The organism is Pandoraea iniqua (assembly GCF_902459685.1).
In the GTDB taxonomy this organism is placed as follows: Bacteria; Pseudomonadota; Gammaproteobacteria; order Burkholderiales; family Burkholderiaceae; genus Pandoraea; species Pandoraea iniqua.
The window spans coordinates 955622-980675 of record NZ_CABPSF010000001.1 but is presented as its reverse complement, the minus strand read 5'-3'; the positions used below and the strand labels follow the sequence as shown (position 1 = coordinate 980675).

The 25054-nt window shown below is 62.8% G+C and carries 21 protein-coding genes; 11 read left to right on the top strand and 10 right to left on the bottom strand.

Annotated elements, in window-relative coordinates; translation table 11 throughout:
* The first annotated feature begins 102 nt into the window (after positions 1 to 102).
* From PIN31009_RS04375 to PIN31009_RS04360, 3 genes are all read left to right on the top strand, one after another.
* Entirely contained in the window at positions 103 to 816 is a 714-nt protein-coding gene (locus PIN31009_RS04375; protein ID WP_150789423.1) for an OmpW/AlkL family protein, read from the top strand.
* Between the two features lie 350 nt (positions 817 to 1166).
* Entirely contained in the window at positions 1167 to 1664 is a 498-nt protein-coding gene (locus PIN31009_RS04365; protein ID WP_150789421.1) for a DUF2946 family protein, read from the top strand.
* Positions 1665 to 1894: 230 nt separating this feature from the next.
* Positions 1895 to 3988: a TonB-dependent receptor family protein gene (locus PIN31009_RS04360; protein ID WP_150789420.1), complete on the top strand. Its 2094-nt coding sequence runs from the start codon at positions 1895 to 1897 to the stop codon at positions 3986 to 3988.
* A 27-nt stretch (positions 3989 to 4015) separates the two neighbouring features.
* On the opposite strand, the gene PIN31009_RS04355 is transcribed toward PIN31009_RS04360, so the two are convergent.
* Positions 4016 to 4597 (bottom strand): cytochrome b, encoded by a 582-nt coding sequence (locus tag PIN31009_RS04355; protein WP_150789419.1) that lies wholly within the window; start codon positions 4595 to 4597, stop codon positions 4016 to 4018.
* 624 nt (positions 4598 to 5221) lie between these two features.
* On the opposite strand from PIN31009_RS04355, the gene PIN31009_RS04350 reads away from it, so the two are divergent.
* Together PIN31009_RS04350 and PIN31009_RS04345 are read left to right on the top strand one after the other, a co-directional pair.
* Positions 5222 to 6055 (top strand): aldo/keto reductase, encoded by an 834-nt coding sequence (locus PIN31009_RS04350; protein WP_150789418.1) that lies wholly within the window; start codon positions 5222 to 5224, stop codon positions 6053 to 6055.
* 141 nt (positions 6056 to 6196) lie between these two features.
* The gene (locus PIN31009_RS04345; protein WP_150789417.1) at positions 6197 to 7465 is read left to right on the top strand and encodes an NAD(P)/FAD-dependent oxidoreductase; all 1269 of its coding nucleotides are present in this window, start codon (positions 6197 to 6199) and stop codon (positions 7463 to 7465) included.
* A 99-nt stretch (positions 7466 to 7564) separates the two neighbouring features.
* Here the strand turns inward: PIN31009_RS04345 and PIN31009_RS04340 are convergent, their stop codons facing one another.
* Positions 7565 to 8566 (bottom strand): LLM class flavin-dependent oxidoreductase, encoded by a 1002-nt coding sequence (locus tag PIN31009_RS04340; RefSeq protein ID WP_058377303.1) that lies wholly within the window; start codon positions 8564 to 8566, stop codon positions 7565 to 7567.
* 159 nt (positions 8567 to 8725) lie between these two features.
* Between PIN31009_RS04340 and PIN31009_RS04335 the strand changes: the two genes are divergently transcribed.
* The 3 genes from PIN31009_RS04335 (at position 8726) to PIN31009_RS27830 (ending at position 11767) form a co-directional block, all read left to right on the top strand.
* Positions 8726 to 9106 (top strand): winged helix-turn-helix transcriptional regulator, encoded by a 381-nt coding sequence (locus PIN31009_RS04335; protein ID WP_058377302.1) that lies wholly within the window; start codon positions 8726 to 8728, stop codon positions 9104 to 9106.
* A 180-nt stretch (positions 9107 to 9286) separates the two neighbouring features.
* Complete coding sequence (locus PIN31009_RS27835) at positions 9287 to 10318, top strand: patatin-like phospholipase family protein (protein WP_174996943.1); 1032 nt, start codon at positions 9287 to 9289, stop codon at positions 10316 to 10318.
* Complete coding sequence (locus PIN31009_RS27830) at positions 10319 to 11767, top strand: GntP family permease (protein ID WP_174995974.1); 1449 nt, start codon at positions 10319 to 10321, stop codon at positions 11765 to 11767. It begins immediately after the preceding gene.
* 114 nt (positions 11768 to 11881) lie between these two features.
* Here the strand turns inward: PIN31009_RS27830 and PIN31009_RS04325 are convergent, their stop codons facing one another.
* The 3 genes from PIN31009_RS04325 to PIN31009_RS04315 all read right to left on the bottom strand — a co-directional run bounded on the left by PIN31009_RS04325 (position 11882) and on the right by PIN31009_RS04315 (position 16580).
* Positions 11882 to 12865: a M14 family metallopeptidase gene (locus PIN31009_RS04325; RefSeq protein ID WP_150789416.1), complete on the bottom strand. Its 984-nt coding sequence runs from the start codon at positions 12863 to 12865 to the stop codon at positions 11882 to 11884.
* Between the two features lie 124 nt (positions 12866 to 12989).
* Positions 12990 to 14327, bottom strand: a complete 1338-nt coding sequence (locus PIN31009_RS04320; protein ID WP_150683153.1) for an MFS transporter — start codon at positions 14325 to 14327, stop codon at positions 12990 to 12992.
* Between the two features lie 267 nt (positions 14328 to 14594).
* The gene (locus PIN31009_RS04315) at positions 14595 to 16580 is read right to left on the bottom strand and encodes an alkyl/aryl-sulfatase (RefSeq protein ID WP_150789415.1); all 1986 of its coding nucleotides are present in this window, start codon (positions 16578 to 16580) and stop codon (positions 14595 to 14597) included.
* Positions 16581 to 17040: 460 nt separating this feature from the next.
* Here PIN31009_RS04315 and PIN31009_RS04310 point away from each other — a divergent pair, with 460 nt between their 5' ends.
* Positions 17041 to 17664 carry a response regulator transcription factor gene (locus PIN31009_RS04310; RefSeq protein WP_150789414.1) on the top strand — a complete coding sequence of 208 codons (624 nt, stop codon included), beginning with the start codon at positions 17041 to 17043 and terminating at the stop codon, positions 17662 to 17664.
* A gap of 73 nt (positions 17665 to 17737) precedes the next feature.
* Here the strand turns inward: PIN31009_RS04310 and PIN31009_RS04305 are convergent, their stop codons facing one another.
* Positions 17738 to 18256 (bottom strand): hypothetical protein, encoded by a 519-nt coding sequence (locus tag PIN31009_RS04305; RefSeq protein WP_150789413.1) that lies wholly within the window; start codon positions 18254 to 18256, stop codon positions 17738 to 17740.
* A gap of 4 nt (positions 18257 to 18260) precedes the next feature.
* Positions 18261 to 19010 (bottom strand): DUF2092 domain-containing protein, encoded by a 750-nt coding sequence (locus PIN31009_RS04300; RefSeq protein ID WP_246185494.1) that lies wholly within the window; start codon positions 19008 to 19010, stop codon positions 18261 to 18263.
* 257 nt (positions 19011 to 19267) lie between these two features.
* Here PIN31009_RS04300 and PIN31009_RS04295 point away from each other — a divergent pair, with 257 nt between their 5' ends.
* The gene (locus PIN31009_RS04295) at positions 19268 to 19639 is read left to right on the top strand and encodes a response regulator (protein WP_150789411.1); all 372 of its coding nucleotides are present in this window, start codon (positions 19268 to 19270) and stop codon (positions 19637 to 19639) included.
* Between the two features lie 40 nt (positions 19640 to 19679).
* On the opposite strand, the gene PIN31009_RS04290 is transcribed toward PIN31009_RS04295, so the two are convergent.
* The gene (locus tag PIN31009_RS04290; protein ID WP_150789410.1) at positions 19680 to 21092 is read right to left on the bottom strand and encodes a DUF2252 domain-containing protein; all 1413 of its coding nucleotides are present in this window, start codon (positions 21090 to 21092) and stop codon (positions 19680 to 19682) included.
* Entirely contained in the window at positions 21077 to 22576 is a 1500-nt protein-coding gene (locus PIN31009_RS04285) for a sensor domain-containing diguanylate cyclase (protein WP_150789409.1), read from the bottom strand. The genes PIN31009_RS04290 and PIN31009_RS04285 overlap by 16 nt, the downstream gene beginning before the upstream one ends.
* Positions 22577 to 22732: 156 nt before the next feature.
* Between PIN31009_RS04285 and PIN31009_RS04280 the strand changes: the two genes are divergently transcribed.
* Complete coding sequence (locus PIN31009_RS04280; RefSeq protein ID WP_425495457.1) at positions 22733 to 23779, top strand: hypothetical protein; 1047 nt, start codon at positions 22733 to 22735, stop codon at positions 23777 to 23779.
* Between the two features lie 21 nt (positions 23780 to 23800).
* On the opposite strand, the gene PIN31009_RS04275 is transcribed toward PIN31009_RS04280, so the two are convergent.
* On the bottom strand, positions 23801 to 25015 hold the full coding sequence (locus PIN31009_RS04275) for a hypothetical protein (protein WP_150789408.1): 1215 nt from the start codon (positions 25013 to 25015) through the stop codon (positions 23801 to 23803).
* Positions 25016 to 25054 lie beyond the last annotated feature (39 nt).

The window sequence follows — 25054 nt, the reverse complement described above, 5'->3', positions numbered from 1 at the left end:
GCACTGCCGCCAAGGGTTTTCGCGCGCTTGATGCGCATCAAGTTCCCCGCGGGGAGGCGCTTCTACCATCGGTCGTGCTTACTCACGACTTTGGAAAACATCATGAAGCACTCCCTCGGCGCCACGGCCATCGCCGCCGCAGTGGTTGCCGGTGCCGCGTTCTTCAGCGCAAGCGCTACGGCACAGGCTACCGACACGAATAACACGGGCACCTCCGCGAGCGCCGCACAGCCGAAGACGTTCGGCTTCATCAAGGACAGCTCGCAAGGTATCTACGCCGGCGACATCCTCGCGCGCGTGCGCGCCATCGGCATCCTGCCGGATTCGCATGCGAGCGGCAGTGTGCTGCCCTCGCTGGGCGTCACGGTGAACAACGCCATCGTGCCGGAACTCGACTTCACGTACATGATTCTCGACAACGTCGGGGTCGAACTGATTCTCGGCATGTCGCGCCACCAACTCACGTCGAACCTCGGCCATCTGGGCGGTGTGAACGTGCTGCCGCCGACGCTGCTGCTGCAATACCACTTCAACCACGCGGGCAAAGTGCGCCCGTATGTCGGCGCCGGCATCAACTACACGCGCTTCTGGAACAGCAGCCTGAACGCGGGCGGCACGCCGATCTCGATCAAGAACCATAGCGTCGGTCCGGCCCTGCAAGCGGGTGTGGACATTCAGATGACGAAGAACATGTTTTTCAACATCGACATCAAGAAGATCTGGATGAAAACCGACACGTCGCTCGCGGGCACGGATCTCGGCACGCTGCACATCGATCCGCTCATCGTCGGCGTGGGTGTCGGCGTGAAGTTCTGATGTGCTGATGTGCGGATTTGCTGATGTGCTGATGTGCGGATTTGCTGATGTGCTGATGTGCTGATGTGCCGATGTGCCGATGTGCCGATGGACGAATAAAGCACGAATGATGTGCGGATAGAGGAACCGATATCCGGTGTGGGGTGCCGCTTCTGCTGGGGGGCAGGCGGCACCTCTTTTTTTGCCCGGCATTACCGTGTTTTCGCCGGGTGCGGACAGCCCGGGGGAAGCGATGCGTCAAATTGTCGCGTCCTCCCTACATGAGAACGCAAAACATTTACGGGCCGCGACGACAGCCCCTACAATGCCTGGTTCCCTGAACGTACACTTTACGTAACTTCGGCCCAGACATGCGCAAGCTCCGCCAGCATCGTGTCGCTATCGGGATCGCCTTACTGGCGATCCTGCTGGCAGCGCTCATGCCGGCGATTGCGCAATGGCGTGCGGCCATGCAGAAAGACCCGTTCGCGGTCTACTGCACGGTGCAGGGCACGCAGGCTGCGCTGGGGACGAACAGCACCCCGCGCGCCGACGCACAGCGCGCTGCGGTGCACGATGGTCATTCCGGCCACGACGACGCACAAGCGCCGCCCGCGACGGGCGATGCGGCCCAACTTCACAGTGCGCACGACGGCCCGGATCACTCGCTGGCGTCTGCCGAACACTGGGAAAAGTGCGGCTACTGCTCGCTCTGGTCGCACCAGACGCTCGTCACCTCCGATTTCATCACCCTCCCCACTGCCGCGCCGACAGGCACCGCCGACGCCCCCCGCGTGCTGGTGCCGTTCTATCCGCGCGCCCGTTTCTCCGCAGCACTGGCGCGTGCGCCACCCTCTCTGACCCTCTGATCACGTCGTATTCCTGCTAACTGGCGAGCTGCCGGTTGGTGGTGATTTTCGACGGACTGTTTCCGCCGTGTGGCTTTCGACGCACTGCTCTCGACGCTCTGCTGTCGTCGCTCGCGCTGCTCTGCTTGCGCGAGCCGGCGGCATTCGTGCGCGACCTGCATGCCATGCGTCGTTGCACACGGCAATCCCGATCATTGAGCGGCGGCTTCCCCGTCGCCAGAGAGACACTCATGCTACGTCCCATCACACAGAAGCCGTTGCAAACGGCCATCGCGCTCGCCCTCGCTTCGCTCGGCGGCAACGCACTCGCCCAGACGTCCGGTGCGCCGGTCGCCACGCTGCCGACCACCACGGTCAATGCGCCTGCCGAATCACTGACCTCCCCCAGCGTGGAAGAACAAAAGGCCAATCTGTTCCAGACGGCGGGCTCGGTCGCCTTTGTCGACGCTGACGCGTACCAGAACACCTACGCGTTCAACCTGCGCGACGTGCTCAAAGACACCCCCGGTGTCTACGTGCAAAGCCGTTACGGGCAAGAACTGCGTCTGTCGATTCGCGGCTCGGGCATCGCGCGCGGCTACCACGTGCGCGGTCTAGACATCCTGCAAGACGGCATTCCGACGAATCTCGCCGACGGCAGCGGCGACTACTACCAGATCGATCCGCTGGGCCTGCGCTCGACCGAAATCTACAAGGGCGGCAACGGCCTCGCCTACGGCGCCACTACACTCGGCGGCGCGCTGAACTTCGTCACACCGACCGCCTATACGGCCGAGGCACCGAACCAGTTCCGCATCGATGGCGGCAGCTTCGGCAATGTGCGCGCCAGCGGCCAGATGTCGCGCATCTTCGGGCCGCTCGATGCGCTCGCGACCATTACCGTCAACCGCGCCGACGGCTATCGCGATCACGACAAGGGCACGTACGCCCAGTTCAACGCCAACATCGGCTACAAGTTCTCGCCGCGCGTTGAAACGCGCTTCTTCTTCGGCGCCTATATCGTCGATCAGAAGCTGCCCGGCACGCTCTCGTTGTTCGACGCGCTGAACAACCCGACCAAGGCAGCGGCATCGGCCGTCTCCGGCGATCAGGCCCGCAACACGCGCACCGAGCGTATCGGCAACCTGACCACCATCCGTCTCGATGTCGGCCAGTTGGACATCGCCTCGTGGGTGATTCACAAGAGCCTGTACCACCCGATCTTCCAAGCACTGGATCAGGACGGCTGGACATACGGCATTGCCCCGCGCTACACCGCCAACCTCACGCTTGCCGGCATGCGCAACGACCTGATCGTCGGCGCCCGCTTCTTCGGCGGTAACACGCAGGCCGATCAGTACGTCAACGTGAACGGCAATCGCGGCGCGCAAACGCTCAACTCACGGCAGAGCGCGTACAACTACGAGGCGTATTTCGAAAACCGCCTGTTCTTCCTGCCGACGGTCGGCCTGATGATCGGCGCCAAGGCTTATCGCGATGTGCGCCAATATGTCGACTACGGCGGCCTGCCCGGCGATCCGAACTACCGTTCGACGAGCGCCGCCTACTCGGGCGTGAATCCGAAGATCGGTCTGCTGTGGGAACCGCGCAAGGATGTGCAGGCGTTCATCGACATCACGCGCAGTGCCGACGTGCCTGACTTCACCGACTTGTCGCAGACCTTCGGTGCGACCTCGCGCTTCGTGCCGCTGGCAGCGCAGCATGCGTGGACGGTGGAAGCCGGTACGCGCGGCAAGCTCGGCAGCGTCGCGTGGGACGTCACGGCCTACCGCTCGCTGGTACGCGATCAACTGCTGCAATACACGACGTCGCCCGACATTCCCGCCTCGACGTTCAACGCGAACAAGACCGTGCTGCAAGGGCTGGAAGTCGGCGCCTCGTTCGATTTGTTCAAGGACGTCGTCGCGACCGGCGATCGCATCACGCTGTCGCAGATCTGGAACTACAGCGACTTCCGCTTCCGCAACGACCCGCAGTACGGCAATAACCACATCGCCGGTGTGCCGACCAACGTGTTGCGCACGACGTTGGGCTACGCGCTGACCAATCGCTTCCAGATTGCCGCGTCACTCGACTGGGTGCCGACCGGCGCGTGGGTCGACTACGCGAATACGATGCGAGTGCCGGGTTACACGCTGATCGGCTTGCAGGCGTCGTACCTCGTGCAACGCGGCGTCACGTTCTACGTCGATGCCCGCAACCTGACCGACAAGCGCTACGTGTCGGACTTCAGCACCGTGACCGACGCGCGTACGGCCAACACCGCCGTGTTCTACCCGGGTGACGGGCGAAGCGTCTTCGCCGGCGTTCGTTTCACGTTCTGATGCCGGGTACCTGCGGCGCGCGCTGAGTCACAGCATGCGCCGCAGGGTGTTGTCGCGGCGGAAGTAGTGATGCCACAACGCGGCCAGTGCATGCAGGCCGATCACCCAGTAGAACGCCGTGCCGATCGTCTCGTGAATCTCCTTGATCGAACGGCGCGTCTCCACGTCTTTGTCGATGAATTGCGGCAGTGCGATATCCAGCCCCGGAATCGTCAACACATGCCCGCCGGCGTTGAGCGTCAGATATCCCAGAATCGGCTGCGCGAAGATGAACAGGTAGAGCGCAAGGTGCACAACGGCCGACCCGGCACGCACCAGCCACCCCTGACCGGGTAGCGCGGGCGGCGCCCCCTTCACCACGCGCCACACCAAGCGCGGCACGGCCAGCACCAGCGCCGTCATCCCCGCCCATTCGTGAATCACCATCGACAGCGCCCGCGGAGCACTGCCACGCGGCAGATAGCCCTTGGCGATCACCGCGGCATACGCAACCACGATCAGCAAGGCAATCGCCCAGTGAAAAAAGATGGCGGGCGGCGTATAGCGGTCAAACGGCGCGAGCGCCGCGATCGATCGGCGGGACGGATCGGACTGGATCGCCTTATCCATATTCGGGGGACTCCTGTTCTGACGACGGCGAAAACATTATCGCTTCCGGCCTGTGACGCGAAAAGGTCACAATTGTTACTTCAAGTTTCTCATTCAGATTAAGAATCGTCCTCCTCACCGCCAAGCCATCCATGCCGAAAATACGCCTCGCGTCCGGGCAACCGGCTTGCCCCCACGTGCAAACACGCGCAGCCCCCCCTGCAAAGTGGAACCGAATCACCCTCCTTGGCCGGCTTCCACTCGGCCGGCCTTTAGCCCCGCTCGCGGGGCTTTCTTTTTTCCACCGGCGTGACCACCGCCCCCCTCACCGGCACGTGCTTCAGGTATGCCCGTGAGGTCCGACGTACACAGCCAAAGCCACTCCCGAGCCGTCTCGCTGCGTAGCAACATTTGCCATGCACATCGGTGAGGCAAGCGTATCCCGACGGCGCCGCCAAAAGTCTGTGAACTATCCGAGAGAAATCGCGACCGAAGGGAATAGCGGTGTTTTCCGTACCGTGTTTCGGAGTTATCCGAGCAAAACACTCGGACAGCACCGCAAAGTGTTGCGAGAACCCCTCATTGCGCTGGTCATGCCTCGACATCCGGGTCGATAATGACCATCAAAACCATGGAGGACACAACATGCGAACGGTCACTTTTCAGAACGGAGAGGCAGTGCCCGTGCTGGGACAGGGCACCTGGATGATGGGTGAGAAACCGGAGCGCCGCCGCGAGGAAATTGCGGCACTGCGCCACGGCGTCTCGCTCGGCATGACGCTGGTCGACACCGCCGAGATGTATGGCGAAGGCGCCACCGAGCGTCTTGTCGGCGAGGCACTCGACGGCCTGCGCGATCAGGTCTTTCTCGTGAGCAAGGTCTATCCGCACAATGCTTCGCGACGCGGCGTGATCGCGGCCTGTGAGCGCAGTCTCGAACGTCTGGGTACGGATCGCCTCGATCTCTATCTGTTGCATTGGCGTGGCACGGTGCCACTCGAAGAGACGATCGAAGGTTTCGAAGCGTTGCGCGACGCCGGCAAGATTCGCCATTGGGGTGTCAGCAATTTCGACACCGACGACATGGAGGAATTGTTCGATACGCCGGGTGGCGACGAGTGCGTAACGAATCAGGTGCTGTACAACCTTTCGCGGCGTGTCCCTGAGTACGACCTCATTCCGTGGCTTGCCGAACGCGAATTGCCGGTGATGGCGTATTCGCCCATCGAGCAGGGACGTTTGCCGACCGACGGCGTACTCGGCGACATTGCGCGCGCGCACAACGTCGCACCGCTTCAGGTCGCGTTGGCTTGGGTGCTGCACCGACCGGGGGTCATCGCCATTCCCAAGGCGAGTTCGGAAGCCCACGTGCGCGCAAATCGCGCTGCCCGCGATCTCGTACTGAGTCCCGAGGACCTCTCGGCGCTCAACCATCATTTCGAAGCGCCCTCGCGCAAGCGGCCACTTGAAATGATCTGACGCATCGACCTCGGCGTCCGCTCGGCGTCCGCTCAGCGTCCGGCCACGCAGATGTGCGTCGGACGCTATTTTTGACGGGCGACGGACACGCGTATCCGACGCAGTACACTAGCCGCTTTCGTGCTTTCGCAGGACTGCTTCATGAATGATTCGCGTCCGGTTGTCGTCATCGGCGGCGGCCTGGTCGGCGTGTGCACCGCCGCCTATCTCCAGCGAGCGGGCCTTCCCGTCGTGATTGTCGATCGACAGTCGGCACGTCAGGCAGCATCGCTTGGCAATGCGGGCTGTATCAACGGTTCCTCCGTCGTCCCCATCGCCATGCCCGGTGTGCTCTGGCAGGTGCCCGGCTGGCTGCTGCAACCTGACGGCCCGCTGGTGCTGCGCTGGTCGTACTTGCCGCGCATGGTGCCTTGGTTGATGCGATTCGTGGCGGCCAGCCAACCCGCCCGGGTGGCCGCACAAGCGCGCGCCTTGCGTGCGCTGCTCGGCCCGGCGCTCGACGCTTATCAACCGTTGCTCGACGACGCCAACGCGAACGATCTGGTCACGCGGCGCGGGTATCTCATCGCCTATTCAAGCCAGAGCGGCATGCAGGGCGACGAAGGCGGCATGACGTTACGCCGTGAGAATGGCGTACAGATCGAGACACTGAACGCCGCAGCATTGCGCGAGTTCGAACCCACGTTATCGAATGACTTCGTAGGGGCCCGCTATATCAGCGAGACGGGCCACACGTCGGACCCGGGGGCGATGCTCGCTCGCTTGACGGCGCAAGTGGTCGCACGCGGCGGGCGCATCGTCGACTCGGCGGCCAAGGCCATCGAGACCAACGGTTCGCAGGTCGTTGCCGTTCACACCGAAGCGGGCCGCGAGCCAGCCCGCGCGGTCGTCGTCGCAGCAGGTGCATGGTCCGCGCCCTTCGTCCGGCAGTTGGGCGATGGCATCGTGTTCGACACCGAGCGCGGCTATCACGTGGAGATACCGACGCCTGTGGAAATGCCGTCGCGTCCGGTGATGTGGGCGGAGGGAAAACTGTTTGCCACGCCGATGAATGGCCGCCTGCGCGGTGCCGGCACGGTCGAGCTGGCCGGCCTGCAAGCGCCACCGAACTGGCGTCGCGCCGACCTGCTGCTGCGCCAGTTGCACAAGATGTTTCCGGGGGCGGTCGCCGGCGAAAAATCGACGCAATCGGTCGATGGCGCGCGGTGGCAGGGTTTCCGGCCTAGTACGCCGGACTCATTGCCCGTGCTGGGTGCCGCATCGAAAGTGCCGAACGCCTTCTACGCGTTCGGCCATGGCCACGTCGGCCTGACGGCTGCCGCATCGACCGGTCGCGCCGTCGCGGCGCTGGTGGCGGGCGAGCGTCCGTTGCTGGACCTCTCGCCGTTCTCGATCGGGCGCTTCCGCTGATCGATTCGCGAGGATCGGCGGCGGCCGATCCTCGTTTCGCGCACCGGCGACGTCACGCGTAACGCTGACGCCATCGTCCGCATTGCACCTCTCCCGTCATCAATCCTTCCAGACCGACGCCACGATGTCGCACGACCGCAGGCGCAACGCCGGATCGTAGATATCGGTCACGAGCATGAGTTCGTCGGCTTGCGTGCGCTCGACAAGCTCTGAGAGTCCGGCCTTCACCCGTTCGGGGCCACCGACCACCGACACGCCAAGGAATGCCTCGACCGAATGCTGCTCGGCGGGGTCCCAACGCTGATCCATGTCGTTCACCGGTGGTTGCAGCTTCAGGCTCTGCCCTCGCATGAGCGCCAGAATCTTCTGCTGCGAGGACGTCGCAAGGAACGCCGCCTCCTCATCCGTCGGTGCCGCGATCACCGGCGCCCCAATCATCACGTAGGGCTTGTCGAGCACGGCCGACGGACGGAAAAGTTCGCGATACAGCCGCAACGCGTCGAACAGGAAGCGCGGTGCGAAGTGCGATGCAAACGCGTACGGCAGCCCCAGATGCGCCGCGAGTTGTGCCGAGAACAATGACGATCCCAGCAGCCACACGGGAATATCGCTGCCGGCACCCGGCGTTGCTACGAGCCGTTGTCCCGGCTGTGCGGGCGCGAGCAATGCGCGCAGCTCGGCCACTTGTTCCGGGAAATCGTCGCCGTTGGACAAGCGGTCGCGACGCAATGCGCGCATGGTGGCCTGATCGGCCCCCGGCGCACGTCCCAACCCGAGATCGATACGCCCCGGGTACAACGCCGCGAGCGTGCCGAAATTTTCCGCCACGACCATCGGCGGATGGTTCGGCAGCATGATGCCGCCCGAGCCGACGCGAATGCGCGACGTCTTGCCCGCGACATGGCCGATCAGCAATGCGGTCGCCGAGCTGGCAATGCCATCCATGTTGTGATGCTCGGCCAGCCAGAACCGATTGAATCCCAGCCGCTCGACATGCTGTGCCAGTTCGGCGGATTGCTTGAGGGCTTCGGCCACCGTGCCACCGGCGCGCACCGGCACCAGATCGAGGATCGAGAGGGCCGTTTTCGACAAACTGCTCATGAAGGTCTCCATTCAGGTGACATGTCGGATGCCAGCGACGCCAGCCATATGCCCGGCGCTTCGCAACGGGTGACACGCACTATCGGCTCAAAGTATAGTGACGAAGGGCCAAAATCCCCAGTAGGCACCTTTCAGTTGAATAGTCACCATTTGGTTACCATGGGCAAGTCCGAACCCTTCGTTTTTGAAGAAACCTGCGTGCCGCGCCGCGTGCTGGAGCTGTTCAGCGTCAAGTGGACGAGCATGGTCCTGTACGCGTTGCAGTGCGGCACCACGCGCACCGGCGAGTTGCAGCGCCGCCTGCCGGGTATCTCGAAGAAGATGCTCACGCAGACCTTGCGCGAGCTTGAGCGCGACGGGCTGATCCATCGCGAGGTCTATGCCGTCGTGCCGCCGAAGGTCGAGTATTCGCTCACGCCGCTGGGCGAATTGTTCATCGAACCCATCGAGATGCTCTACCGCTGGGGCAATCAGCACGCCGATGTGCTGGCCCAACTCAGCCTGCGCCGCGGCAAACCGCCGCAGATCGACGAGGCGTAACCGCCTGCCGTCCAACCTTCCCAACATTCCCAACGTGTCCACCCGAAAGGTTGCCGAATTCACGGTTATCTGAGACAGTGGCCATGTTGCACCGCAAACAACGTAGCGTCTGCAACCGCACTCTCGTACCGACCCACGCGGCCAACGCGCTTGAGCGCAGCGCCGCATCGCCGAGGGATCATGCCGCGCGCTCCACGAGACAGTACCCCGCCGCCGCTCCCCATTGACCTCGCACTGCAAGGCGGGGGCGCCCATGGCGCGTTCACATGGGGCGTGCTCGACCGTTTGCTCGAAGCCACCACCCACACCACAGCACTGCAAATCGAAGGCATCTCCGGCACCTCCGCCGGGGCGATGAATGCCGCCGTACTCGCGACCGGCTTCGCACGCGGCGCGCTTGAGAAATTCTGGCGGGACGTTTCGCACGCCGGCCGCTTCAGTCCATTGCGCCGCACACCGCTCGACGTCGTGCTCGGCCGCTGGTCACTCGACAACTCCCCGTTCTTCGTTCTCTTCGATCTGGCCGCGCGTGTGGTGTCGCCCTACGACCTCGCGCCGCTCGAATACAACCCGTTGCGCAGGCTGCTGGCCGATCACATCGACTTCGACGCCATCGCCACTTGCCCGATCCAGTTGTTCATCACCGCGACCAACGTGCGCACCGGACGCGGACGTGTCTTTCGCAACGCCGAAATCACGTCGGACGTACTGCTCGCCACCGCGTGTCTGCCGATGCTTTACCGCGCCATCGAGATCGACGGCGAAGCCTATTGGGACGGCGGCTACGCAGGCAACCCGACGATCACACCACTCGTTCGCGAAACCGTCTCGCGCGACACGATTCTCGTGCAGGTCAACCCGGTCGAGCGGGCGGAAGTCCCCCGCTCCGCGCGCGAGATTCTCAACCGGGTGAACGAAGTCTCGTTCAACGCCACGTTGCTCAAAGAACTGCGCATGATCGCGGTGCTCCGCCAAGTGGTCGATGCCGGCACGGCAGAAGGCCGCCGCTGGGCGCAGATGCGCATGCACCGTATCTCGAGCGACATGATGACCTCGCTCGGCTACTCGTCGAAACTCTCCGCCGAGTGGGACTTTCTGGTGATGCTGCGCGACGAGGGACGCCGTTGTGCAGAGACCTTCCTCCAACAACACGGCACGGATCTGGGCGAACGCTCGTCGCTGGATCTGGACGCGCTCATGGAGTCGATCTGAATGGAGCTCGCCGGCATTCTCATTGGCCTGTTGCTGCTGGTCTGGCTGGCCTATCGCGGCTGGAGCGTGTTGCTGCTGGCGCCCGCTGCCGCCATGCTCGCCGCGGCGCTCTCGGGCGAACCGGTGCTCGCGCACTGGACCCAGACGTTCATGCAGAACGCGGCGCGCTTTGTCGCGCAGTTCTTCCCACTGTTCCTGCTGGGCGCGCTCTTCGGCAAGCTGATGGAAGACAGCGGCGCGGTACGCGCGATCGCCGCCTTTCTCACCGACAAGCTCGGCGCGCGGCGGGCCATGCTGGCGGTCGTGCTGGGTGGCGCACTGGTGACCTACGGCGGCGTGAGTCTCTTCGTGGCGTTCTTCGTGCTGGCGCCGATGGCACACGCGCTCTTTCGTGAGGCGAACATCCCCGTGCGTCTGATGCCGGCCGCCATTGCGCTGGGCACCTCCACGTTCACGATGTCGGCCATGCCGGGCACGCCCGCCATTCAGAATGCGATCCCGATGCCGTTCTTCGGTACCACCCCGTTTGCGGCGCCGGGGCTCGGGCTGATGGCGTCCGCGATCATGCTGGGCGCCGGTCTGTGGTGGCTGATGTGGCGCGAGGCACAAGCCCGGCGCGCGGGCCATGGCTATGCCGATAACGAAGTGTGGGACAAACGGGCCGACCCCACCGTCGTGCGCGAGCGCGCCAGCGTGGCCCGCGAGTTCGATCCGGCGGAAATCGAGCAGGGCCATCGCAACGAAGCGCTACCGGGCATTCTCACTGCCGCGCTGCCGCTCGTCGTGGTGATCGCCGGCAACTTCGTGATGAACGTGCTGGTGTTTCCGCGCCTCGATGCGAGCTATCTCGCGGAACCCCGCTGGGGCGGCATTACGCTACAGAGCGTAGCGGGTGTGTGGGGGGTTTGCGTCGCGCTGGCGAGTGCGATTCTCGTGCTGATCGCGTTGCAGTGGCGACGCCTTCCCGCGTTGCGTAAAACCATGGATGCGGGCGCCAACGCGTCGGTGCTGCCGATCATGTGTACGGCGAGCCTCGTCGGTTACGGTGGCGTGATTGCGGCACTGCCCGGCTTCGAACTCGTGCGCGACTGGGTACTGTCGATTGACGGCGGTCCACTCGTTTCGCTCGCACTCTCTGCCAATCTGCTGGCGGCCATCACTGGCTCGGCATCCGGTGGTTTGACGATTGCCCTCGATGCCCTCGGCCCCGCGTATGTGAGCCTTGCCGCACAGCACGGCATCGATCCGGCGCTGATGCACCGTGTGGCGGTCATGGCGTCGGGCACGCTCGACAGCCTGCCGCACAACGGCGCCGTGGTCACGCTGCTCGCCGTGTGCGGCAGTACGCACCGCGATAGCTATCTCGACATCGTCATGACCAGCATCGTGAGCGCGCTGATCGCATTGGTCGCCGTGATCGTCGTCGGTTCGCTCGTCGGGTCTTTCTGACGGGTTCTGCTTTCACCTCGTCTGCCACCCAATGACAAAGGGGCCGGCAAATTGCCGGCCCCTCTTCACATCCGATCGTCATTCAATCGGAAGTGCATTACACGGCATGCACGCTCAGCGATCCAGCAAGCGGCCGAGTCGCATCATCGTGACGTTCACGCCAAGGTGGCGCATCGACGGCTGCACGATCACGCAGTTGTCGTAAGGCGTGACGATGACCTCGTCGCCATCGCGGGCGATTTCGGTACCGGCCTTCTCGATCACTTCCAGCCCCGTGAACGGCTGCGAGAAACGGAATTCCATCGAACGTGCCACCACCGGCTGCGTGATCTCGACAAACTTCTGCTTGGCCGGCTTGGTCTGCGTCAGAAATTCGGCAACGTCGGCTTCTGCCACGACACCGGCGTGCAGCAGGAAACGCACCGCCGAATCCAGCGCCACATCGCGAGCGCTCTTGGCGAAGTGCTGGCCCGTCTCGATGAGCAGTGCGTTCTTCGGGCTGGCCGTGTCGCCAAAGCCGCCGTAGTCACGCATGCGCGTGCCGTTGGCGTGCCCCTTGTCGATGATCACGTGCTCCGGCGTTCCCAGTTCTGCTGCCAGCGCAATCGCCTTCTCCAGCGGGCCGGTCATCATCAGCGGTGCCGAGGCTTCGTGCATCGAGTGGATGTCGAGCAGCAGGTCGACCGTGTCGATAAACGGACGCATGGCGCGCGCACGCGTGAGTTCGCGGCTCTGACGCTCACCGTCGAGTGCCGACGGCGTCCAGACACGGTTCATGTCTTCATCGAGAAAACGCGTCGCGTCGGCGTTCTCTGCGCTGAACTGTTCATACGCATCGATGTTGCCGAAGCCCAGCGACAGGCGGCCCGTGACCGGACGCAATCCCGATGCGAGCAACGTATCGACGGCGATCGCGCCGCTCACTTCGTTGCCGTGCGTGAGCGCGAGAATCATCACGTGCTTGCCGGGCTTGCCGCTATCGAACGTATGCAGATAGTCGATACCGGTGTTGCCTTCGCGCCAGCGGGTGATGTCGGGGAACGAGACTTCGATGGGGTACGCCGGCAGGGCGGCGCGGATTGCTTCGAGCGTGGTCATGAAAAGACTCCACAGGGGATGCCGAAAAAAGCCGACGACGCTGCCACAGGGGAGGCGGCACGCGTCGTCGTTGCGGCGAAAATCAGTACAAGAAACTCAGTACGAAAAACTCAGTGCAGATCACTTAGGCTGCCTTCGACGCACGTGAGGCGCGATGCGGAATACCGGCAATCTTGCCAGCACGCACGCGGCGGCCCAGCGCGATCACGGCGCTGATACTGAGCACAGCGGTGGCCATCACATAGAAGCTCGGTGCGAGCTTGCTGTGGGTGGCGTCGATCAGCCACGTGACGATCAGCGGGGCGAAACCGCCGAACAACGTCACCGAGAAGTTGTACGACAAGGCCAGACCGGTGCCCCGCGTGCTCGTCGGGAAAATATCCGCCAGCAGTGCCGGCAACGGCGCGAGACTAACCGCGATGAGCAGGCCCACCAGCGCCTGCACCATGAGCAGCGTCTGGAACGTCGGGTACAGGTTGAGCAGCACGAACAGCGGGTAAGTCGTCACGCCCACGAGAATCAGCGCGATCAACATCACACGGATGCGGCCGAAGCGGTCCGACAAATGGCCGACCACCGGTGCGGCGAGCATTAGCATCAGGCCCGTCACCACCGCACCGACAAACGACGACGTCGCCGGAATGTGCAGTTGCTTGACCGCATACGTCGGCATGTAGAGCTTGTGGACGTAGTTGAACGCCGTCGCAGCGGCCACCACACCGGCGCCGAGCAGCATGTTGGCGCGGTCACGCCCGAACACTTCACGCAGCGGCGACTTCTCGCGTTGCTGTTGGCCCAGCTTCTTGAAGTCGGCCGTCTCGTCGATATTGCGGCGAATGTACAGACCGACCGGGCCGATGAGCAGACCCACGGCGAAGGCGACACGCCAGCCCCATGCGCTCAGTTGATCGGCGGTGAGCAGCATGCTGAGCAGTGCGGAAACACCGGCAGCAAGCACCGTGGCCAGACCTTGCGTCGACATTTGCCAGCTAGCGAAGAAGCCGCGACGCTTGGCGTCGGCGTGTTCGACCATGAAGGCGGTGGCGGCACCGAATTCACCGCCCGTCGAGAAGCCTTGCAGCATGCGGGCGACGATGATGATCAGCGGCGAAGCGATACCGATCTGCGCATACGTCGGCGCAAACGCGATCATGGCGGTGCCGAGCATCATCAGGCCGATCGACACGGTGAGCGAGGCTTTTCGGCCGGCGCGGTCGGCGTAGCTGCCGAGCACGATCGAGCCGAGCGGACGCGTGACGAACGAGATACCGAACGTGCCGACGGAGAGCAGCAGCGAGGTCGTCGCGTCGTGCGAGGGGAAGAACAACTGACCGATGACGATGGCGAAATAGCCATAGATCAGCAGGTCATAGAACTCGAGTGCGTTGCCGATACTCGCGGCGCAGATTTCACGCCACGGGTTGTGGGGCGCCGGGGTGGCGGCGCGGGAATTGCTGGTCATGCCCTGCTCCTCTGGATCCGCTGGCGTTGGGGGTAGTGTAGGTGCCGTGCGCGCGTCGCACGCGGACACCGAGCCAGTCTCAGGAAGCGGAGTGTAGGCGGCATAAAAACGGGCTTCGTGCCGTTTCGGCACGCAAACGTGCTGATTGGGTGGCGGGGCCTCCCCCACGAGGCGAATCAATGAACTTTGTCACGGAATTGAAAAAAAACCCGTACGCACATCGCATACGGGCTCAGGAGACTCAATAGCAGCCTTGCACCGGGTTGATCACGGCTCCGCAATCGTGAACCAGAAGTCGAACTTGTCGTACAGCCCGAGCATTTCCTTGAACTTCGCCCGGTCGCCGTCGAACTGCACCTGCCCGCTTTCCGCGAGATTCCCCAGTTTCAGCTTGCCCAGCGCAATGTCGTCCAGCGTCGTGCGATTCAGCGAGATGTTGGCATCGGCCTTCTGCAACACGGTGTCCTTGCTGTAGTTCATCACACCGTTCTTGACCGTCAACGCGTACTTTTCCTTCGTGTCCGGGAAGGTCACATTGAAGGCATACGCCTTGTCAGCCGCTTTGGGCCCATTCAAGTGAATGGCGAGGAAGTCCAGGAACATCTCAGTCGTCATGCCCCGAATAATGTCGGGTGAGGACGTATTCGGCGTGGCGACCTTATGCACACCGCCGCGAAGTTCCTGCGCGCCGCTCAGATAAAAGTTGCGCGCCGGCCCCGATTCCGCCTGATACCCCAACTGCTCCAGCGCAGCGGCTTCGAGATTGCGGGCGGCCTGATTCGTCGGTTGCGCGAAGACCACCTTGTTCGTCAGCTCGGCAGCCCAGCGATAGTCACCCTTGTCGAACGCCGACTTGGCGCCCTTGAGCATCTTGTCCGCACCAATCAGGTCTACGTACCGCTTCGCTTCATCAGCCGGCGCATACGGGTCGAAATTCGCGGGATTACCGTCCCACCATCCGAGGTAGAGCTGGTACGTAGCGCGCACGTTGTGCTTCAGGTTGCCGTAGTACCCGCGGCTATAGAACTCTTTTGCCAGCGAATCGGGCAACTGAAACTTGTCCGCAATCTCGTGCATCGTCATGCCCTGATTGGCCATGCGAAGCGTCTGGTCGTTGATGTAGCGATAGAGGTCGCGTTGTTTCTCAAGATGCTGCACTACGCGATCGTTACCCCATTGCGGCCAGTGGTGGCTGCTGAAAGACACGACCGCGTCGTTGCCCCAGAGGCGAATCGTCTCGTCAAGATAATGAGACCACTTCTGCGCGCTCCGGACCTTCGCACCACGCAACGTGAGAATGTTGTGCAGCGTGTGCGTCGCGTCCTCGGCCAAGTCGATCGCCTTGAACTGCGGGAAGTAGAACAGCATTTCCGCAGGCGCCTCCGTACCCGGCGCCATCTGGAAGACGATGTCGACGCCGTCGATGTTCAGCGTCTCGCCGGTTTTCTTGATGAGCTTGCTCGGCTCGAACAGCGTGATCGTGCCGGCTGCCGTCGTGAGACCGAGGCCACCGCCGACGTTGCCCTTCGGATCCTTCGGCAGCAGATTGCCGTACATATACGACGCACGGCGGCTCATGACGGTGCCGGCGAACACGTTTTCACTGACGGCCTCTTCCATGAAGCCCTCGGGCGCCACGAGCGGCACCTTGCCCGAGCGAACGTCCTTCTCGTCGACAACACCGCGCACACCACCGAAGTGATCGACGTGACTATGCGTGAATATCACGCCCGTGACCGGGAGCTTCTCCACCTTGCTGTTGACGAGATCCAGCGACGCCTTGGCCGTCTCGACAGACGTCAACGGATCGATCACGATCCAGCCGGTCTTGCCGCGCACGAACGTGATGTTGGCCAGATCGACGTTGCGCACCTGATAGATACCGTCGACCACCTTGAACAAACCTTGCGCCGACAGCAACTGCGATTGCCGCCACAAACTCGGGTTGACCGTGGGGGGCGCCTCCCCCGCCATGTTCTTCTTCAAGAAGTCGTACTGAGAGAGATCGATCACCGTGTTGCCTGCGGCGCCCTTGACGACAGGATTCGGAAGTTCCGCAATGAATCCTCGTTGAATGTCTTCGAAGTCCTGCTTGTTCGCGAACGGCAGGAAATTCAGCAACTTCTGATTCGCGTCGCGCGTGGCAGCCGTTGCATCGGCGGGCTGTGGCGGCGACGATTGCGCTTGCGCCACGGTCCCGGCAAGGGTCGCGGCCACAAGCGCTATCACGGCAACTACGGTCTGGCGTTTCATGAGGTCCTCCGCAAAGACATTGGGTGAGCGTTATGACATCCGGCCAAATAACCACGGAAGTCATTCTCAACATCTGCCTGCGCCAAGGACATAGGTGTATGGGGCAAAAATCGCATCCCTTTTGGGCAATGGAAAATTAAACGGCCTGCTAAATTTCCACTCAGCGGGAATCACAACACGTGAAATCGCGAATCGCCGAAGGAATCTCCCGCCACAGCAATCTTCACGGCAACACTTGGCCGAACTTTCTTTACGAATTTATTCAGAGGTGCTATCAATTGAACTATCTTGAAATTCGAGATATTGCTCATCTGTCTCGCCAACGTAATTTGAATCGTTATTTATTTTGCAAGACGCAGTAATTTAAATTATCCGCGTCGGAATAATTCCTACATGCCGACGAAAATCCTTTCAACTCCGGGGGAGATTCTTTTCAGCGCGCGAGCTAATGGGAGATGCTATGAATGCCAGTCGTGAATCGGTCGTGCATGTTGTCGATGACGACGCCTCCATGCGATCGGCACTGACGCGTCTGCTGTGCATATCGGGTTATGACACAAAGGAATATGCGTCTGCGGGAGAGTTCCTCGTCAGCGAACCCGACGGTCGCCCCGGCTGCGTTCTCCTCGATCTTGAGTTGGGTGGCCCGAGTGGTCTCGACTTGCAACGCGCGCTTCGGCGTCAGGCGCCGGACCTGCCTGTCGTGTTCATGAGCGGCTACGGAGACGTGTCGCGCTCCGTCGAAGCCATGAAGGCCGGCGCCGTCGATTTCCTTATCAAGCCGTTTGAGCGCGATGCACTGATGCATGCGGTGGAAACCGCCATCAGCCTCGTGCAACGTAAGCCGCCATCCTCTTGTGCCGACGACGTCCAATCAGCGCTGAGCGGACGTGAACAGGTCGTGCTGCAAGGCATCGCCAAGGGTCTGCGCAACAAACAAATTGCTGCGGAACTGGGCCTATGCGAGCGGACCGTCAAAACGTGCCGCGCGGAGATCATGCGTAAATTCCGCGCCACGTCATTGGCAGAGTTGCTCAGGCACACCGAGAGGCAAACCTCCGGCGTGACAGCGCAGATGTCGTGACCGGCTTCAGGCGCACGGCACCGAAATCGAAACAGCGAGCGCCTGATCCGCCAGTGCGCTCGCCTTCGTCTTTTCAATACGGTGCGGTGACCACGACAAACTGCGTGCCCTGAGGCTGATACCAGGTGCTGCCGCATTGCTGATAAATCATGCCGCGATAGTTGACGGGCACACAATTGGCCGGCACTGAACGCACCACCGATCCGATCACTGCGGCCGTCACGCCTACCGCCGCCGTTACCGCTGCGGCAGTCGCCACCGGATGATAGTCATCGTCCCATCCACCGTGATAGCCGCCGTGGCTGTCGACGTTGACGTTCACGTTTCGGTCGACATTGACGTTGTTCACGCTGGTGTTTCGCACGTTGCGCGTTCGCGCATCGGCCTGACGATTGCCGGCATTCGGCCGCTGTGCGGTGCGCTGCCCGGCTTGACGGTCACCGGCGCCCTGGGCGCGCGCGTGGGCGCCACCACCACCGCCGCCATGACCGCCACGGCCCGCCGCCATCGATGACGAAGTCGTGATCGTTGAAAGGGCCAACAGCGTCGCAGCGACGCACACAGACAGAGAGGAGAAACGATTTTTTTTCATCTTTTCACCCCTTGCTGGCAGGCAGCTTGAGCGCTTCGATCTTCTTCGCGCCGGGCGGCGGGCGGAATTGGAACGTCGACGGTGTGATGGAAGCGCTGGGTTTCCATGACAGAACAGACACCGACTGCGGGCGCGCATCGTCGTCCGTGCGGGTCACGACGATCTTGCGCGGCAACGGCTTGTCCCCGCTCGTGATCCAGATCTGCCAGTCGATACCCGCTTGCCGATAGGCGTAGTGATCGCAGAGATCGTTGCCGACATAGTCCTGTCCCGCGAACATGGCGGAGTCGAACTGCCGGTTCTGCGCTTCAGGCGTTCCCCATGTAAACAGATCGGCCAGCGGAAGCTCTACGCCGTAGCGAGCGCGCAGCTCCTTGATGAGATCGGCCAGCGTTCCCTTGAAGGGCACCGATGCGTAGTACTTCTGCTCTGGGGCATACAACGTTGCGGTCTTTCCGTCGTAGATGATCTCGCGCTCGCTGCGGGCACTTCTCATGATCGCGCGAAGATGCTCCGGCCGGTCGACTTCGAGCGTGGCTTGCGCGCCATGTTGAAGCTTCTGTCCATCGGCCAGCACGCGCTCGCCCGTCAGATCCGTCGACACGCGAAAGCGCTTGAGCGATTGCAGGTAGCTCCCCATGGTGTGCAACGCCTGCACCGCCTCCGGGTCAACGGCATTGGCCTGCGCCGAAGCCGCACTTGCGGGTGTGCCTTGTGCCCACACGGCCGGTGCCGCGCCTGTGGTGAGCAACATCAAGATTGCCAATGCCTGTCGTCTCATCGTCGCGCCTCAAGTCAAGGAGATATCAGTGGCTTCAGAGTGTCGAGCACGGTGGAATGCGGACGCGAAACTCGACCGCCAACGCCGTAAAACCAATGTAGCGGTCAAGGTCCGCCATGCATAGGTGATTGCCCCAAATTGCCCGACAGGGTATCGGCGTTGCCCCAAGTCCCGATGGCGGTTACGTTGCATTCCAAAGAAAAATGCGGTCATAGGGACACGACCGCCTCATGACCACACCAAGGAAACTCATCGCGATTCTGGAGGACGACACAGGCATGCGTCGCGCTGTCGAGCGCCTGTTGAAGCTTTACGGATTTCGCACGCGATCGTTCGCAGGGGCAGACGACGTGGGGTTGGTCCAGTGTGTCGGCAGCGCCTATTGTCTGGTCGCCGACGTGCAACTGCCGGGCACGTCCGGACCGGCGTTCTTTGCGACGCTGCCGCACCCGCGCCCGCCCGTCGTATTCGTCACCGCATACGACAACGACAAGACCCGTGCCGACATCGGACGTATCGGCGTCGCCGAGCTATTGACCAAACCATTTCTCGGCGGCGATTTGCTCGCGGCCATCGAGCGGGCGGCACGAACCTCGTCGTGACTCGCCCGCGCTGCCACTTCAGATCCGCTTCAGATCCACTTCAGATACGAAAATCGGCGGCCATGTCTTCGTCGCTGCGCGCGACGAGCTTCCCCGAGCGGATAGCGCGCATGAACGCGTCGTAGTCTTTTTGGTTTTGCACGGCATAGTCCAGCGCGTACGTGGTCATGGATTCCGCCAGGCGCTTGGCGTCGCCGATGTATGACGAAATCTCTACGGCGAGCCCGCCCGACTTCGCATGCGCACGGGCGAGCGCCCATCCGCAAATGCGGGCGTATCCCTGCAAGATCGTATCGTTCATCCGTTCGACCTCCGCCGAGACCTTCATGTCGCGCAGTTGCCGAAAGTAGAAGTTTCTTCCATTCGGGCCGGTCGTCCAGCCGAGAAAGGCGTCGCTCGCCGCCTGTAGCAATCGTTGTCCGGCCACCACCCGCAAGCCTTGGTGATGCACCTTTCCGACGGGGAAGTACCGGGAGATCACTGATTCGCGAGCTTCCTTGACCTGAAGGAACAGCGGCTTGCCGTGGGCGTCGACGAACAGCATCACCAGACAGAACGTGCCGACGCTGCCCACGCCCACGACCTTGAAAGCGATGTCCTGAAGCTGGAACTGATCGATGAGCGCTCGCCGGTCCACCGGCAGCGTGCCGACGTATTCGTTAAAAGCCTTCGCGAGTTTTCCCTTCCACGCTTGCGTGTCCGACCACGTTTGCGCATTGCCCAACAGCGAGTTCGGCCCCGACGGATGAAACAACGCCGGAGGCGCGTCCTGAATCACCCATCGCCCGTCCTGTCGGACCGCCATTTTGTCGAGCACCGCCTCGTGCGAGCGCCCGGCGGCCTTCTCGGCCGTTTTGCGTATCAGTCGTCTCCCCTCCCCTGTCACGGCGGCTTCGGCCATGCGATCGAACGTCACGATTTCGTGCCAAAGATCGAGGGCACTGTAGCCCGCGTACGCTTGCATGCGCTCGCCATATTCACGCACCGCCGATGTCACGACGTCACGGATCGTGCCCCGGTCGATGCCCATGTGGTCGCCCGCAATCGCAAAGCTGGCCGCAAGCCGCTTGAGATCCCACTCCCAAGGCCCCGGCGCGACCTCGTCGAAGTCGTTGAGGTCGAAAACGAGTTGCCTCTCCGGCGTGGCGAAACCACCGAAATTCATGAGGTGAGCGTCACCGCAAATGGGGAACGTGAACCCCGTGGTCGGCGTTTTTGCCAAATCGTGCGCTTGCAGCACTGCGCTGCCACGATAGAACGTGAAGGGCGACACTGACATGCGTCCGTACCGCAGCGGGACCAGCGCGTCGACACGGCCTGCGCTGTTCTGACGCAGCAGTGCCACAGGATCGCGGTCCACATTGCCGATTTCGGCCTGCTTCGAGCGAGGCGTCCGCTCACGCGCGAGCTTGCCTGCCGCTCTCCTTTGTTCCAGTGTCAAATCGCCGGGCATGGGTCACCTCCAGAGCTTACGTGGATGTATACGCGATCGCGCCCCTCGCGCTTCGCTGAGTAAAGCGCTTCGTCCGCCGCTTGCAGGAGCGAATCCGGAGTCCCCGTGGGCATCGCGCCCGTCCCTGCAATACCGATGCTGATGGTCACGCGTCCGTGCTCGCTGCCTTCGTGCGCAATCGCAGTGGCACGCACGGCAGTTCTTACACGCTCGGCGACATCGCGCGCGCCGCCGGCATCCGTCTTCGGCAAGATCACCATGAACTCTTCGCCACCGTACCGCCCGGCAAAGTCGCCGGGCCGCCGGATCGACTTCGAGATCGCATGTGCGACGGCCACGAGCGCGTCGTCGCCCGCCGGGTGGCCGTACCGGTCGTTGAACGTCTTGAAGTGATCCACATCGATGAACAGCAGCGACAGCGGTGCGCGCTCGCGTACCGCACGCCGCCATTCCCTGTCATACGCTTCATCGAGGGTGCGCCGATTGGCGAGTCCCGTGAGCGGGTCTGTGCTCGCCATTTGTTGCAGCGCGGCTTCGGCCTGCTTTCGGCGCCTGCCTTGACGCCTCAGCAAGATGCTGAGCACCGCGCAGGCGGCACCGAGGGCGGCCGTCAGACCGGCGACCCAGAACGCCCGCTTCCGCCATTCGGCATAGATCTCGCTCCGGGGTGCGCGAATGTCGATCTGCATCGGCACGCCCGGGAGGGGCTGTCGAATGTACAAGAAGTCGCCGTCAGCCCCCGACGATGGCTGGGCCTCACCGTCATCGCTCCCGCTCCCGGGCTTCCAGCCGCTAAGCACGACGCCGTCGTTGCGAAGGAGCGAGACGATCCCTCGCTCCCCGGGGGCGAGTCCGGCGAACAGACGTGCGAAGTATTCGGCGTCGACGGTCACGATACCGACGCCAGCAAATCCGCCATCGGCACGACGAACCCCGTGCGTCAGCAGCAGCCCCTTGCCACTGCCGCCCGGGCATAACGGGGTGGCCATGGATACGGTCAACTTACCGGCCGCTTCGCGCCGCTCAGCGTCGACGATCTGCTGCACGTCTGCGCGATCGAAACACGTCGCCGAGGGCAACGCTTCGAATACCGCCTCGCCAGCTTCATTGACGATGACCGCTTGCGCGTAAGTCGACGCCTGCACGCCAGTCGACGGATCCGCGATGGCGGGATGACCGAAACGTCCGAGGCAATTCACCAATTGCGCGTTGGGATCCGCGCGCCCTGCAACAGCGAGCGCCTCAAGCGCCTGCGTGCACGCCGAGATGTCGTCACCGATCACGCGTGCGGCGAGGCGTGCCACGCGCGCATTCGCTTCGCGGGCGTCGTCGCGCACGGCCACGCGCCCCTCATAGAGCAAGGTTGCACGTACGCCGACAACGATCACCACCGCGATCCCGACTGCCATGAGCGTCAGGCCGAGCGGTCCGAACCGTTGGCCGAACTTTCGTGGCGAAGCGGGTGACGTGTTGGGGGAAGTCATGTGCCTGCGAACTCTGTAATCGACGCGCCCTCATTCTTTTCGCTATCGGGGCTCGGGGCTATCGGGACTGAGGGCAAGCCGCCTGCCCGTCGGGGCAATGCCGTTGCCCTCGCCACCAATGGCCCAAGCGCTGCGCGAACGCGACAATGACGCACGATGGCGAATGCAACGCGATTTCCACGGCGCGAGTCGGCTATGTCAATGAAGGGACTGACGAGAACGAAAAGCAGCGGGTACGCGGTGCGGGCTTCCAACGGCCGCCGACACATCGCCTCACTGGCCACGCTCGCTTGCCTGACATTGACCACACCAGCGGTGCTCGCGCAATCGCCCCCACTTCGCGTCGGAACCGACGTAAAGAGTCATGCGAACAGCGTGCTTGCCATCATGAGTTACACGACGGTGCCGGACGTGACAACGAGTTCGCTCTCCATCAACAACGGCTCCACCGGGAACCCCGGGTTCTGGCAAACGCAGTTGGGCGGCGGCTTCACGCTCAGCCGCTCGTTTCCGCTATATCTGGAAGGCACGCTGGCTTACAGCCGATACGACCCCACGTTCGTGGCTTCGGACGGCACGGAACATCGCTCACTCCCCGTACGCTGGAACACCCTAAGCACGACCATCGGCGTCGGTTGGGATTTCCGGCTCTCCGACGAACTGGTGCTCCGCCCGATCTTCAACAGCAGTCTCGGGCGCGTGGTCAGCGATCTTCGTGTGGGTGAAACGTTGCTCAATCGCGCAACGGATCTGAATGCGCAGTTTCTCGACAACGGTGCGTTGAATGCCTACGGACTCGGCGGCTCGCTGATGCTCGATTTCGAGCACTATCGCGAGGCGTACGAAATCGACGTCGAATTGCGTCTGACCAACATCCACCTGCGCAGCTTCGGGAGTTCGGCGGTGGGCGTTCAGGGAAGCGCCAATGCGCAGCAGATCAGCTTGTGGTCGCGCTGGCGGGCGCCAACGGGTTTGCGCGCGCTCGACCGCCCGGTCCGCTACGTGCTGGAAGCCGCCTACTCGCAATACTTCGGCGATAGTGCCGGCGTGCTGGGGTTTAACAATCTGACGTCGCTCGGCGTGGGGCTGGAGCTCGACAGCAGCAAGTATCCGGTCGTCGTGACCCGCACGCGGCTGATGGCGCGCTACGTCTTTGGACATAACGTTCAGGGCGTCTCGTTCGGATTCGCCATGAGCTTCTAACCACGTTCCACGCCCGGCCTATCAGATCAATGCCTTGAATACCTTGCCCAACACCGCAGACAACGGCAACTGCATCGCCGCGACATAGAGCATCGGCAACGTGGCCGGGACCACGATCGCGACGATGGACAATTTGCTCAGCGGGATCGAGCGCATGTGGACCACGGCGTCGTAGATGGCATGGACGTCGGCCACGGGCCCCAACTCCGGAGCATCGAGTATTTCGGGCCGTCCGACATCGCGATGCAAAATCCAGCGCTGATGCACGAGCCGGTCGTGATGCGCCACCAGACTGCCGTATTCGAAGGCCGCCCGGCGCTTGAGCCGGCCGAGCGGGATACCCAGCGGCAGCAACGGAATCAGAAAGACGACCGAAATCAGCACGGCGCTGGATATCAGTAGCACCTTCATCTGCAAGGGATTGGCACCGTGATACACGACCTCGTGGGCAAACGACGAGGCGACGACAGCGGAAATGGCAAACGCCACCGGGCTGAACATGAATGCCATGTGCTCCACGAAACTGAGGCCGCCCACGCGATCCGGGTGTGACGGCACGAGTGCCAGCGGGAGCTTGCCGATCTTGAGCAGCAGCACGAACAGCAGACATACGCGCCATAGCCACGCGAGCAGCAACACCGTGAATAGCGGACGAATGACCAGCACGAACCACCAACCGCCGAAGGTGATGTCGCGCACGCTCTCACCTTGATTCATCCACGCCAGATCCTCCGCGCGACCGTACAACGCACCTATCGTCGAGCCAGCGATCGCCACCGCGAAAATGGCGACCCAAGGCAGCCAGCGATCGCGAAGCTGCGCCACGCGCGACAACTGCCGCCGAAATTCCGGGACGGTCTGCTCGGTGACGACGCCGCTGTCGATGAAGTATTTGAGCAGCGGCGGCATCATCTTCTGCGCCACACCTTCCGCAGCCACCATCAACGGAATAGCGACGAGGCACCGCACGTGAATGCCGAAATGCGCGGCGAGGGTGTCGTCGCCGGTGCCTTGCAGCGCACGGCCTGTGAGTACCGCCCACACGGCCAGCGGCAACCAGCTTACGGCGGCGAAGATCAGCGCCCTGCGCCATGCCCCCATACCGACGGCGGGAATGAGCCGCACACGCCGTTGCAGATGAAAACCCAGATCGCCCTGCACGAGCGACATATCCGCGTCCGGTGTTTGGCCGGGCTGCGAGGGTTTCGCGTCGGCAGGCCGAATGCCATTCCCCATGAATGCCTCCTTGCGGGATGTCGCGTGAGGGGGTGCAGG